General features: G+C 49.6%; 12 protein-coding genes. 11 read left to right on the top strand and 1 reads right to left on the bottom strand.

The window, feature by feature from the left end:
* Nucleotides 1-11 precede the first annotated feature (11 nt).
* The 11 genes from EDB94_RS01840 (at nt 12) to EDB94_RS01790 (ending at nt 12,280) form a co-directional block, all read left to right on the top strand.
* On the top strand, nt 12-704 hold the full coding sequence (locus EDB94_RS01840) for a PEP-CTERM sorting domain-containing protein (protein ID WP_108017912.1): 693 nt from the start codon (nt 12-14) through the stop codon (nt 702-704).
* Nucleotides 705-893: 189 nt separating this feature from the next.
* Nucleotides 894-2,306, top strand: coding sequence for a TIGR03013 family XrtA/PEP-CTERM system glycosyltransferase (locus EDB94_RS01835; protein ID WP_108017305.1), 1,413 nt, complete (start codon nt 894-896; stop codon nt 2,304-2,306).
* A 24-nt stretch (nt 2,307-2,330) separates the two neighbouring features.
* Nucleotides 2,331-3,011 (top strand): XrtA/PEP-CTERM system exopolysaccharide export protein, encoded by a 681-nt coding sequence (locus EDB94_RS01830; protein WP_228743682.1) that lies wholly within the window; start codon nt 2,331-2,333, stop codon nt 3,009-3,011.
* A gap of 51 nt (nt 3,012-3,062) precedes the next feature.
* A complete protein-coding gene (locus EDB94_RS01825; RefSeq protein WP_108017304.1) occupies nt 3,063-4,589 on the top strand; it encodes an XrtA system polysaccharide chain length determinant in 1,527 nt (508 codons plus the stop codon).
* Entirely contained in the window at nt 4,589-5,536 is a 948-nt protein-coding gene (locus EDB94_RS01820; RefSeq protein WP_108017303.1) for a polysaccharide biosynthesis protein, read from the top strand. Before EDB94_RS01825 ends, EDB94_RS01820 begins: the two co-directional genes overlap by 1 nt.
* Nucleotides 5,529-6,815, top strand: a complete 1,287-nt coding sequence (locus tag EDB94_RS01815) for an outer membrane beta-barrel protein (protein WP_260312497.1) — start codon at nt 5,529-5,531, stop codon at nt 6,813-6,815. Before EDB94_RS01820 ends, EDB94_RS01815 begins: the two co-directional genes overlap by 8 nt.
* A gap of 22 nt (nt 6,816-6,837) precedes the next feature.
* Nucleotides 6,838-7,725, top strand: a complete 888-nt coding sequence (locus tag EDB94_RS01810) for an XrtA system polysaccharide deacetylase (protein WP_108017302.1) — start codon at nt 6,838-6,840, stop codon at nt 7,723-7,725.
* 46 nt (nt 7,726-7,771) lie between these two features.
* The gene (locus tag EDB94_RS01805; RefSeq protein ID WP_108017301.1) at nt 7,772-9,085 is read left to right on the top strand and encodes a FemAB family XrtA/PEP-CTERM system-associated protein; all 1,314 of its coding nucleotides are present in this window, start codon (nt 7,772-7,774) and stop codon (nt 9,083-9,085) included.
* Complete coding sequence (locus EDB94_RS01800; protein ID WP_108017300.1) at nt 9,085-10,083, top strand: GNAT family N-acetyltransferase; 999 nt, start codon at nt 9,085-9,087, stop codon at nt 10,081-10,083. Before EDB94_RS01805 ends, EDB94_RS01800 begins: the two co-directional genes overlap by 1 nt.
* Nucleotides 10,080-11,186, top strand: coding sequence for a glycosyltransferase family 4 protein (locus tag EDB94_RS01795; RefSeq protein ID WP_108017299.1), 1,107 nt, complete (start codon nt 10,080-10,082; stop codon nt 11,184-11,186). Before EDB94_RS01800 ends, EDB94_RS01795 begins: the two co-directional genes overlap by 4 nt.
* A gap of 53 nt (nt 11,187-11,239) precedes the next feature.
* Entirely contained in the window at nt 11,240-12,280 is a 1,041-nt protein-coding gene (locus EDB94_RS01790) for a polysaccharide deacetylase family protein (protein ID WP_181258995.1), read from the top strand.
* A gap of 28 nt (nt 12,281-12,308) precedes the next feature.
* On the opposite strand, the gene EDB94_RS01785 is transcribed toward EDB94_RS01790, so the two are convergent.
* Nucleotides 12,309-13,484: an ATP-grasp domain-containing protein gene (locus EDB94_RS01785; RefSeq protein ID WP_108017297.1), complete on the bottom strand. Its 1,176-nt coding sequence runs from the start codon at nt 13,482-13,484 to the stop codon at nt 12,309-12,311.
* Nucleotides 13,485-13,663: the final 179 nt, after the last annotated feature.

The raw sequence follows: 13,663 nt of genomic DNA, 5'->3' as shown, positions 1-13,663 counted from the left end.
GGAGCAGTACTATGAAAATGATTTCAAAACTGATCTCAGCAGGAATGCTCGCCGGGGCATGTGCATTTGCGCACGCAGGCCCGGTCGATATTTTCGATCTCAAAGCTGACAATGGTTCAGCAATTTTTAACGATACCTCGGGCGACGGGCCGATATACGACACCGGCCTATCATACGCACAGTTGACCGACACAGACGGTGATTCCGATTCAGCGGGTGCTTTTCTTTTGTTCGAGTTTGCCGGATTTGCAAATATCAACAGTTTCGGTATCTACGACATCAACAACACTGGCGAGGCACTCCAGGTGTTCGAGGGTGGCGACACCTCGAATGTAAATGAAAATTCCAGAGTTGATTTTGATCTCGAGGCAGGCACGGCCAAAACCAGATTTGGAACTGCAGATATTGGCTCCACCTTTGGTTTTTATCTTCAGCGCGGCAGCACTAAGTTCTATTCTGATGCTGCATTGAACGGTGGCATTGACATGACTCGCATTTTCGATGTCAGCAAAAGCTTCAACAGCGCCTTCAGCAACAGCTCCCTGATTATTGCATTTGAGGACCTGCTCAATGGAGACTTTGATTACAATGATCTGGTCGTTGGTATCTCGGATGTAAAAGCTGTTTCTGAGCCGGGTACGCTCGCTTTGTTTGGACTCGGCATGCTGGGCCTGGGAATGGCTCGCCGTCGTAAATCAGCCTAAATTGAGCAAGTACCGAGCACCCTGGCTTTTTGGAGAGCAGGGTGCTTTGACTTGCTGGAGCTCTTGCCGCTTGTGAGCGGGCCATCGGCCGATTGCAGTATCATTAAAATGCAGTAAACTCTGTTCAGTGTCTTATCTGCCGCATCGGATGCGCAGAAGTGTTTACATTGGACAGCAAAAGGAGTTGGCGTGGCCCACGTCAGATTGTTCAGGCATTACATCCACGTTCCCTTCGTTATTCTGGGCCTGATCGACTTAATTGTGTTGGTCTTCAGCTTTTTTCTGGCGGTGTTCTTTCGCCACTTTGGTGAAGTCTCGTTCTTTCTAGAGAGCTACCTCTTTCTCCTGCCCTCGGCGCTTGTTTTCGCGCTGATAAACCTTTTGATCATGATCTCGCTGGGCGTGCATCAGTCCCGTCTTGATGAGGGTATGTCCGGAATGATGCTGAGGACTATTTTCGCCCTCATTATTGGCGTGCCCGCCTCTGCTTTTATTTATATCTTGTCGAACGACTGGCTCTGGTATTTGGGCTTCACAGATTTACTGACTTCTGCTTCTGTCTTCGGTTTCTTTCTTCTGGGCGTTTGCCGCTGGATGTTTTTTGCTCTGGCGGGGAAGGACGCATTTAAAAGAAAAGTACTCGTGCTCGGAGCTGGACACAGGGCTCGGCAGATTCACGAAGACCTGACAACTCCGTTTAACCGGAAAGGTTTTATTCTCCAGGGGTTTGTACCGCTGCCAGGTCAGCCGGTTGAGATTCCTGAGGAGCACTTGCTTCGCCTACCTTTCTCCCTACACCAGTTCGTTTTAAAAAACCCGGTTCAGGAAATAGTTGTTGCTGTTGATGACAGGCGAAAAGGTCTTCCGATGGAGGATCTCCTGGAGTGCAAAATGGAAGGGATCCGAATCGTGGACGGCGCTACCTTCTATGAGAGAGAGTCAAGAAAAGTCGCGCTTGAAATGGTGACGAGGGGGTGGCTGGTATTTTCTGACGGCTTCAATCTCTCTTCAGTATCCGGATTCAGCAAACGTTCTCTCGATATTCTATCCGCTTCAGTGCTATTAGTTGCGGGCTTGCCTTTAATGCTGCTTACAGTCATTGCGATCAAGATTGAAGACGGTTTCAAGGCTCCCGTTTTGTACAGTCAAGAACGTGTGGGTTTGAATGGAAAGGTATTCAAAGTTTACAAGTTCCGTTCAATGATTACCGATGCTGAAAAGCATGGAGCTGTCTGGGCCAGCCAGAATGATGCAAGGGTTACCAAAGTTGGTGAAATCATTCGCAAAATACGCGTTGATGAGTTGCCGCAGATATTCAATGTATTGAATGGAACGATGTCCTTTGTCGGGCCCCGTCCAGAACGCCCGGTTTTCGTTAGGCAACTTTCCGAGAAAATTCCTTTTTATGATGAGCGCCACCGGGTGAAGCCTGGTTTAACGGGCTGGGCCCAGTTGTGTTTCGCCTACGCCGACAATGAGGAAGACACCCGAGAGAAGCTTCGTTACGACCTTTATTACATCAAGAATCAAAGTATGTTGCTCGATTTGTTGATTATAATTCAGACAGTGGAAGTGGTATTGTTCAAGAAAGGATCCAGATAGCTCTGAGCCCGCTTGAGCTGCTACATGGAAACGCATAAGGAACTTTGGAGAGTAATTACAATGTCAATGAAATACTCAATCCCTGGATTAGTAGCGTGTCTTGCAATTCTGACGTTCGGTTCGGGTTGTGCCGGGCCAACAGTCTCGACACCCGAGCAGATCGAGCGAGCTCTGGCGGTTGATACAACGGATTCCGTTGATGAATATGTGCTCGGGGCAACAGACGTTGTTCGGGTTTCGGTCTGGCGTAATGAGGATCTTAGTATCTCTGTGCCGGTGCGGCCAGATGGCAAAATATCGGTGCCACTGGTTGGCGATGTTCAGGCATCCGGGCGCACACCGGAAGCTCTGGCGAACGATATTGAGACCAGCCTGTCAGCTTATATCAGGGAACCTCAGGTCAGTATCGTCGTTACCAGTATGGGAAGCCACGAATTCACTGAACGAGTGCGGGTTACAGGGGCTGTTCAGCAACCAACCTCTGTTCCTCACCGAGCAGGTATGACGGTACTTGATATGGTACTTACGTCCGGTGGTGTAACCCCTTTTGCGGCTGCGAATAATTCGGTCCTCTACAGGGTGCTGGGCGACGAAGTCGTTGCTATTCCCGTGCGGTTGGATGAAATCCTTTCCAGAGGGGATATATCCACGAATTACAGATTGAGGCCTGGTGACATTCTCACAATACCCGAGAGAAGTCTCTGAGGCAGTCTGTACTCGAATTGTAACTTCGCCTTTGAATAACGGATATTCGACATGGCTCTTCCCATCAACCAGTTGCCAAAAGAAATTTTAAGGGAGGTCAGGGCCCATAAATGGCTCGCCTGCCTGATGTTTTCATTGGTCAGCTTTGGCGTTCTGGCAGCCGGCTTTTTATGGCCTTACAAGTACCAATCCGAGGTCGTGATATTTGTTGATGACAGAAACATCATCCAGCCCTTGATGGAAGGGCGGGCCGTGGCAACGGAAGTCACTGAAAAAATATCGGCCGCAAGAGAACTTTTGGCGTCGAGAACTGTACTGGAGGATATCGCCAAAGACGATGAACTTTTTGGTGGTGATCAGACCAATCTCGGGCCTGAGGAACTCGAAAAGAGAATCAATGGTCTGCGAAGTGCCATGTCCGTCGGGCAGAGAGGCGATAACTATTTCAGTATCGGATATTCTTCCTCTTCACCTCTCACAGCATTTCGTGTGGCTCAGAAGCTTGGCCAGGCATTCATTGAGGAAAACGCAAGACGAAAGCGGGAAGAGAGTCGTTCCGCTTATGATTTCATAGACAAGCAGGTGAAAAGCTACGAAGCCCAAATAGCGGAAGTAGAATCGAAGATGAAAGAGTTCCTGTCCGAGAATGTTGATGGAACCGAGGCAGATGCAAACTCCCGGTTATCCAATCTGCAGAGTCGGCTTGAGCTTGCTCAACTGGAGAAGGAAGAGCTGCAGACTCGTGCAAGTTCGCTGCAACGAGAGTTAAATGCAATCAGTCCGACAATAAGGCAAGGTCGCACTGTGGATGCTTATCGGCAACGCCTTGATTCGATGAGAGAACAGCTTGATTCACTGAGACTGCGTTATCACGATACTTATCCGGACATTGTGATCCTCCGTGAGCAAATTCAGGAATTGGAAAAACAAAGAGCTCAGGCTCAAGAGGAACAAGAGCTTGCAAGTGGTTCCTCCGGGTCTGAGAGCGCGCCTAATCCGGTTTACCAACAGGTTAGATCGGAACTGGTAACTACGAATACAGATGTTGAGACGGTTGAGACGAGGATTCGCTCCATTGAACGGCTGATTGAAGAGCAGAAGCGTCGTATGGAGCGCATTCAGGAAAACAAAGCCCAGTATTCGAATTTAACCCGTGACATGGAGGTAAATAGGGATATTTACAACGATCTTCTCCAACGCAGGGAAAAAGCGAGGGTATCCATGCATCTGGACATTGAAGGCCAGGGCCTCAGCTATAAGATAAACGAGGCCGCGCAATACCCTACCAGCCCCACAGGGCCAAAGTTTTCGATGTTTGCGTTGGCCGGTCTTTTTCTAGGGGCTGTGGCTCCATTCGGCGCTGTAGCAGGGCTATTACAAATAGATCCTCGTATTCGTTCTCGGGAACAACTTGAAGAGATTCTTGATATTACGGTGCTGGAGCATTTGCCTGAGGTTCGAACACCATTCGAGAAACGACGGGACAGAAGGGTTACCGTCGCGGTCGTTCTCATGGCCATTTTAGTGACGGCTGCTTATTTGGCCGTGGCTCTGGCATCTGTGTTTGGAGTTATCTGATGGCTGATTCCAAAGCGGACAAGGATAGAAAGGATAATGACAGGAAAGCCGAAACCGAGGGCAGCGTCTTATCGGATTTCGAGAAATGGAAGCTTGAGAAAATGAACAGGGATGGTGAAGACGTTTCCGACGCAGGCCAACAACAGGACGTTAGGAGGCCGGAAATTGTCCGCAGGGGCGAGGACCGTTTCGGCGAGTGGGACGATTCAAGAATGCTGGTGCCCAGTTCTCTTGAGCTCGGAGCTGGCAGCGTCGACAAGTATGTCATCAGCAAGCAGATTGCCCGAATGCAGGAGCCCAGGCGCCTGACACCGGATGATCTGGAAGAAAGAAGAATCGTCTACCCCGAATCGCCGAATCGCAAACTTGTTAACCATTTTCGAAACCTGCGCACCAAACTTCTTGAGAAATCCGGTGGGAACAACTTTACGTTGGTGGTTAGCGGAGCCTGCGAGAGTGCCGGCTCTTCTTTCGTTGCCATAAATCTTGCCGCTGCGTTTGCATTCGACGAGGCCAAAACTGCACTTATCATAGACTGCAACCTCAGGGAACCTGCGCTGCATTCGATGCTGGATATAATGCCTGATTCCGGGCTTACGGATTTCCTTGATGACCCGGATTACGACATTGGCCGAATTCTTTATCCCACAGGAATACCGAGGTTGCGCCTTATACCGGCCGGCAGCCGAAGAGAGACACCAAGTGAATTTTTCACCTCTTTTCGAATGAAACAGTTTCTACAGGCGGTGCGCCGACGGTACCCGGATCGCTTTGTCGTTCTTGATACCGCGCCCATTACTGAGTCTCCGGATGCTAGGATTCTGACCGAACTCTGTGACTTCGCCATGCTAGTGGTTCCTCATGCGGGTATGACGCCAGATGGCATAGAGGATGCAGCAGGGGCGTTCAATTCTGAGAAATTTGTCGGAGCGGTAATCAATGGCTAGTTCCATTAAGCTTTGGAAACAGCTGCCGTTGGCGCTTGCTGGAATGTTGTCTGGCTATTTTATTACGACATCTGCGATTGCTGAGCCTTTGGCTTTATCTGTGGGGCTAGGGAATCGGTACAGTGATAACGTAACCAACTCCTCTGCTGACGCGGTTAGTGATGTGGAGACACGGTTGAATTTCCAGCTATCTCACCAGAGTGATCCAGGGCAGTGTCAAACCGATTCCCTCGCAGATATTGGCTACGGGATCTGGCACGACAGAACCTATGATCCGGAAATTTATACGACTCTGGATTTCCAGGGGAACTGTAAGATTGCTCATGGCTTTAGTTGGGAAATTTCCGATAATCTCCGCGATGTCGTGCAGGACTCCCGCGGGACGGAAACGCCAGACAATACAACCCGTAAGAATGTTTTCCGTACCGGCCCTGTCTATGTGTTGCCCCTGAGCAGGGTTGATCAATTGAGGCTGTCGGCCAGCTACGAAAATACCGAGTTCAGTGAACCAGAAGAAACTGATAGCGAGCGGTATATTGGTTCTGCGACCTGGAATCGTCTTTTCAGTGAGTCTCTTTCCGGTGGAATTACTCTCTCAACCAACAAGGTAGACTTTGACACCGGTGCTGAAATTGACACCGATGTGGCGAGCGTGATTTTCTCCAAAACATGGTCAACAACGCGCATTGCCGGCAGTCTTGGGGTCAGCAAGATTCAGAGTGATTTTGCAGGAAGTAGCCAATCGAGCGATGGGTGGGTAGGCAACATTGAACTGGAACGGGATATTAATCCCGTTACTGTTTTCTATCTGAATGCCAGCCGGGAGCTTACAGACCAAACCTCTGATTTTGATATTCGATTCGGTGAATTCGTGTTCGACCTTCGGGAAGTAAGTGAACTCGAAGTAACGGCGATTGACACCGGTTTGAGAAGACAATTTAGCGATGGATCACAAGTTGTCATAAATGCCTTCGCCAATCGATCTGATTACATTCGCGCAAACGAAACTGAGGACCGACTTGGGCTATCACTCGGTTATCGTCGGCCGATCATCCCTTTGTTGACCTTCGGCTCAACGCTCCGATACGAATATGAGACGTTCGACGTGGACAACGTTGACCAGGAAACAGCCAGCCTCGATGTCGGGCTGACTTACGAGCTCACTCGGGATCTCGGTGTCTCGGGCAGGATTGGCCATACCTCCAGAACAAGTGATGCACCTACAAGCGAATATGAAGAGAACTGGATATTGATAGGACTGAATTACCGTTTCTTCTGAGCCACCGCATTTTCAAATACTGATGTTCCATACTCGGAGTACCAAGGAAGTGAGACAAAACGCCCTGACAATTGATGTAGAGGACTATTTTCAGGTCGCCGCGCTCGCTGAGGCCGTTGATCGTGATGATTGGCCCTCTATGGAGTATCGAGTCGAAGCCAATACTGAGCGGTTACTGCAGTTGTTTGAAAATCGCAACGTTAGAGCAACTTTCTTTACCCTGGGCTGGGTGGCGGAGCGTTCACCGGAGCTGGTGCGGAAGATTCAGAAAGCAGGTCACGAGATCGCCAGTCATGGTTATAGCCACCAGCTGGTCTATACGCAAAGCCCTGAAGTGTTTCGTGAAGAAACGCGCAAGTCCAAACGTATTCTGGAGGACATTACGGGAGAGCCGATCACGGGTTACAGGGCTGCGAGCTATTCCATTACCGCACAATCCCGCTGGGCGTTGGATATTCTGTGTGATGAAGGGTTTACGTGGGACTCTTCCATTTTTCCGGTTCATCACGATCGCTACGGCATGCCTGGCACCCCGCACGAGCCTTATCTTCTAAAAGCTCCTAACGGCCGGACCCTTACCGAGTTTCCTCTGTCTACCTGCCCCATCGGTAAGTATCGGCTGCCTATTGCAGGCGGTGGTTATTTCCGCTTGTTCCCTTACTGGCTGAGTCACTGGGGGCTGGGCAGAATCAACAGGGCAGGGCAGCCCTTTATCTTTTACCTCCACCCCTGGGAAATCGATACAGGACAACCAAGGCTGAAAGTCAAAGCATTCTCTCGCTTTCGACATTACAACAACCTGGATAAATGTATGGGGCGGCTTGAGCGCCTGCTTACAGATTTCCGGTTTGGCTCCGTCTCTGATGTGTTGTCCGAGATGGATATTTCCACCAAAGCTGTTGCTGTCTGAGAATGTGCCAGTAGCTACTGTTTGAGAGCTTTCTAAGGATAGTTTGATGGGAACGGAGATGCCTGTTGCCAACCTGGAGGCCTCCAGGGTCAGGCTGGAAGAGCTCAAGGCGACCAAAGGCCGATTAGGCCGGCTGGTGGGTGAGGCGCGCAAAAACGGCGAGAATACCGAAGAACTGGTTAATGAAGTACAACGTGTTGCCGGGGAGATCAAGCAGCTCCAGAAGCTTGTCAAAAAGCAGCTTAACCAGGGAGTGACCCGGAAGAAGTGGGTACCGAAGCCCGTTTCCATTCCACACGCCATCGCAAAGCAGGCGCAATCCCAACCAATAACCGTTGAACCAGTTGGCGCTCAGAACCTGGACGCTGCTGAAGCCTATGTAGCCGGGCACCCTGGTGCGTCCATCTGGCACAGACCTCTTGTTTCTTCATTTATTGAGAAGACCTACGGACACGAAACCCAATTCCTCTGTGCTTCGGCGCGCGACGGCAGCATTGTTGGAGTTTTGCCTCTCGTCCAACTGAAAAGTCGGCTGTTCGGCAACTTCCTAGTCTCAATGCCTTATTTTAATTATGGCGGGGTGCTGGCAGACAATCCCGAAATTGCAGCCGAGCTCCTTACAAAAGCTGAGCAATGGCGCCAAGAGTTGCAGGCCGGCCACGTTGAACTGAGGTTCTGTCAGGACAATACACTGGGCCTCCCTCAGCGCACCGATAAAGTGAGTTTCTGGTTGTCATTGCCTTCCGAAGCAGCCGACTTATGGGACAGTTTCCAGCCGAAACTACGGGCCCAGGTTCGCCGTGGTGAACGTGAAATGACCGAGTTTGCTATCGGCGGGGAGGAGCTCCTCGACGAATTCTATCGGGTTTTTTCTGTCAACATGCGTGACCTCGGGACGCCTGTGTATGGCAAAGGCTTTTTCCGAAATCTGTTGGAAACCCTGAATGGTGAAGCCTGGCTTGCAGTGGTCAAGATTCAGGGAAAAGCCGTAGGCTGCGCCTTTTTAACCGGTTATCGGAGCAGAATGGAGATCCCCTGGGCATCAACACTGCGCAACTACAATCACACCAGCATCAATATGATTATGTATTGGAAGATACTGGAATTTGCCGTCCAGCAGGGATTCCGAGTGTTCGATTTTGGCCGTTGTAGCGAAGATGCCGGGACTTATCGTTTCAAGCAGCAGTGGGGTGCAGAACCCGTCAAGCTGTACTGGGATTACCTGCTGCCAGAGGAAAAAGCCCTGCCGAAACTCAATCCCAAAAATCCAAAATTCCGGGTAATGATTGCTGTGTGGCAACGGATGCCTGTCTGGCTGGCCAATCTCATCGGGCCGCACATTGTGAAGGTCTTGCCCTGATGAGTGTATTTCAGACAAAAGCGTGGCAAAGCGCCTGGTGGGAAACCTGGGGACACACAAAAGGTTTTCAGTTGGTTGAATTGTGGGATGGAGAAGTTCCAGGGCTCTACGTGTCCAACTATAGGTTCAGGGGACTCTTGACGATCCGTTCACTCCAGTTTGTAGGAACAAGCTCTAGGCAGTTAAAAACACCGCGAACTGAGCACAATTCCTTTTTCCCGGCTAAAGCGAAACTTAATGTGGTTGATGAGCTGGGTAATCTGCTCGCGAAGTGTAAATGGGGTGAAGCTTTTTTCAGTGACTTGCCCGGAGATTCTGACGAGTTGTCAGCATTGTATGAGATTGCAGCTCGAAATAGTTGGGGCCTCAGGTTTGTGGCTAAAGATGACGGATACCTCGTTGCGACTCGGGGGAGCTTCTCCGATTATCTGGCATCGTTAGGGCCTAATAGCCGATTGCGGCTATATAACCGGAGAAAACTACTTGGTGCTCAAGGGACGGTACGGGAGGAAAATTTGTGGCCGAGCCGGCCAGATTCTTTCTTCTCCGCTTTGAACGATTTCCACCAAGCTCGATGGGGCAAACCATGCTTCGATCAAACAAGCTGGGATTTTCATTTAAAATTTTTGTCCCGTGTTGAAAAAGAGGGAGCTCAGCCCTTGCTAAGCGCACTCTTTTGCGGTGATCGGCTCGTTTCGGTCGTTTATAACGTCTGGTATCGAGGAGTTGTCTACAATATTCAGGCGGGATTTGACGAAAGCTTTCACAAGAAAATCGCACTCGGCTCATTACACCTTGGATACGCACTTGAAAGTGCGTTTCAGGACAACAAAACGTTCGCGCTAGACATGCTTGCCGGGGTCGGGCGCCGGGAGGATTACAAAGCGCGATTTGCAACAGACGCCTATCAGCTAATCTCTATCATGCTGGTCAAGAGCCCAATTCTGCGTACGCTTTATTGGGCAAAAGGCAAAGGGAATCTCGAAGGGACGACATGAAAACGGTTTTGCACCTAATTGATACTACGGGCCCAGGCGGTGCGGAGACCGTATTCATAAACCTTTTGAAGAAGATGCAAGTCTCTAGGCTGAACAATGTAGTCGTGCTTAGGGGCAAAGGATGGGTGTCTGAACGAGTTATGGAGCTCGGCATCCAACCAGTTTTCCTTGATTCTAAGGGGAGTTTCAATTTTAGCTATATCAGTGAGTTAAGGCGGTTAGTCAGGGAAAGACGCGTTGATCTGATCCACGCCCACCTTTTGGGTTCCAATGTTTATGGAGCCATGGTCGCTCTTATTTGCAGAAAGCCCATGATTGCCACTTTCCATGGAGCAGTTGATGTTGCCGCCAGCGAGCGCTTTCTGAAAGCGAAGTTCGCTATTGTAGGGCTTGGTGCTTCTGCCATCGTCTGTGTTTCTAAGCGACTTCAAGACGAGCTTCGGCACCGTAGTTCTTTGCCGGATAAGAAACTAAGGCTTATATACAATGGAGTCGATCCGGATTTGTTCTTCAGATCGCAAGCCTCGGGTCTGAGATACGAACTTGGCTTACCACCCCACGCAACTATTGTTGTTTCAGTGGGGAATATACGCCCGGCAAAGGGATATGAGTACCTTGTTGAGGCAGCAGTCGCACTTGCCGAACGCGATCCACTTGTCCATTTTGTGGTGGTCGGGCATCAGCGTGAGGAACTATTTGCAAAATTGAGCCACCAAATAGCCCAAGCCGACAACTATCCTAATATCCACTGGCTTGGATTTCGTGACGACGTTGTTAATATTCTAAGGCAAGCCGACATCTTCCTTTTACCGTCCGTATCAGAGGGATTCTCAATTTCAACCGTGGAGGCTATGATGGCTAGTATACCTATCGTAGCGACACGAAGCGGTGGGCCAGAGGAGATTCTAAGGGACACAGAGACGGGCTTGCTGGTACCTGTCAGAGATCCAGGGGCCATTGTTAGTGCTATTGCCCGGTTGAGTGACCAAGGTCTTAGAGCGCAGCTCGGCCAAGATGCTCGAAACGACGCGCTCAGGCGGTTCAGCCTGACTAGTATGCAGAGCGCGTACTACGAGCTGTATCAATGTCTTATCGGGCGTTAACGCTTTGTCAGGAGCGGCATGCGCTTTCAGGGTTAGTACGCAGGAGGCGGTTAATGAGGGGTTTTCTTCTGAAGTGCGCCATCCTTCTCGGGGAAACTGGCTTGTACAGGTTTTTGAAGCCAGGCAGATTGCCGATATTCCTGCTTCATCGGATAGATGAGAGCGAGACTCACTTTTCAGGAAAAATTTCTGTAGGAACACTTCGCAAATATTTGGACTATCTCTCAGCAAACAACTTTCGCGTGCTCGGCATGGAGGAGTTCTGTTCAATTCTTGAGAGAGGCTCTGCTTTTCCATCAAAATCTTTGGTGTTTACGATCGACGATGGCTTCTATGATCACCATGACTTGGCGGCGCGAGTGTTCGAAGAATACGGTTTTCCGTTGAATTTTTTTGTGATTACTGGTTTGTTGGATCAAAAACTCTGGCCTTGGGATGATCAAGTAAGTTACGCGTTCAATCACAGCGAAGTTTCAAAAGTTCGAATAACTCTTCCTTCGGGTTCTGGGTATTTCGCAGATCTTGAATCGAATGATCTAAAGGCAACGATTCGTCAAATCCGCAATTCACTGAAGTTGGAAAAACAACAGGCCATCTATGCCTGGATAACATCAGAATTATACCCGAAACTTGAAGTTCCCTTCCCAGAACAAATCCCCGCTGCTTACCGGCCGATGTCTTGGCAAGATGCCCGGTCCCTAAGGGCTCGTGGCCACGGGGTCTATCCTCACACCTATTCTCATCGAATACTTTCGGCGTTGCCGAGAGATGAAAAACGCTTTGAGATCAACGAATCCCGCAAACGTATACAACAGGAGCTGGGTTTTGATCCAAAAGTGTTTGCATACCCAACCGGAAGACAATCCGATTATGACTCTACCGACATTGAAGAGCTCAAGAGCGCCGGCTTCGAATTAGCGTTCAACACGATCCAAGAGTATGCCAAACATGGAAATTGCCCATTCGAAATGCCGCGTTTCTCCTTGCCACAAAAATACTCAGAGTTCCTGCAGATCGTAAATGGATTGGAAGAGCTAAAAAAGGATTGGCGAGTTAGTGGTAGTTTCACTCCAAGCCTTTTTAGCTCGAGATAAGGCATTGGATGAGTTGCCTTCGAAATTTTTAGTTTTTTAGTGCAGCGATATACTGTCGCAGCTCGTACCAGGCTGGCCCAATATCTCCCAATCGATTTACCTCATGGCGAGTAAAGCGCCCAGGTTTTAGAAACCTCAGAATCTCCAATATTTTCCTGCGAATTGAATAAGTTGATCTCGGCGCCTTGAGTATCAGGTAGAGCCTGTCCAGATCACCTAGCAGCCATCGAAGTCGACAGGGTTTCCAAATGATTTTTGAAGTCCTCTGTCCGGTGCAGATTTGGAAAAGGAGCCAGGGGAAATCCACGCCAGAATCAATAGCTAGTTGCAAGGAGCCCCAGAATCGCGGATTAACCTCCATCAGATAACCTATACCATCGTCAGATATCCGAAACTCCACCATCGCCACGCCGTGCCAATTTGCGCTTTTTAGAAGCCTCTCGGCTGCAGCACGTAGCGATTCATCTATTGGAGAAGACTCGCTGAGTACGCTGACTCCTCCGCCCGGGGGTTTTTCGCGGAGTCGCCGATGGGCAAAGAAGCAAACCGGCTTTCCCTCGTTGAACAATGCAAAAACGCCCCCGCCATGTCCGGATACAAATGTCTGTAGCGTGAAAGGAAAGTTGAAGAAGGAATGAGTTTGCAGAGCTAGTGAAGCCTCTTCTTTCGAACCAGCAATAAATACGTGAGTTGAGGTTATCGAGCCTTGTGTGAGAATTTTCGACTTGAATGGCTTAATGACAATAGGGAAGTGATTGATAGATTCGAGAGCTAGGAGTCCCTGCTCGGCATTCCTACACACGATGGTCTGTGGAATTGGGATTTCCAACCGTTCAGCTAACTCAAAGAGTTCGTTTTTGTTTGAAAGGCTTTCAACTGCGGCTGAGCATGGGAAAGGCAGAATGACTGACTCAGGTAGCTCAGACCGGTATTTCATCAAGATGTAAGTGGTTGCTTCGGTAATTGGTAATAGGAACGTAATTCTTTCCTGATCGATAAGAAGCAGTATGGCATCGAAAAACTCTCTTGGTGAGGAGTAAGGGTCCGGATACTGAAGGCGTCGGGAGCAGTATCTCGATGCACCTGCCAGAGATGTCGTCGTTGATTCCCCGACGGCGGCCCACAAAGACTTTGAGCCGAGAGAGCGTACAGCCGCCAAGGCCGCCCTTTGATTGCCATCAAGCACTAGAATTCGATGGTCCATTTAAGCCAACATCCTTATTCTTTGCATGTATCATACTTGCTTGCGATTATGCGCCATCGCAACTTTAGATTCTATGGAGAGGATTGTAGTTGCCCCCGCTAAACCGGACACCACCTCATTCGTTTGATGCCAGTTCCGCCCGGTACTCCCAGGGCGATTTCATTTTCAGCCCCTTGTGC

The organism is Marinobacter sp. 3-2 (assembly GCF_003751355.1).
Lineage (GTDB): Bacteria > Pseudomonadota > Gammaproteobacteria > Pseudomonadales > Oleiphilaceae > Marinobacter > Marinobacter adhaerens.
This window is presented reverse-complemented; position numbering and strand designations above follow the sequence as displayed.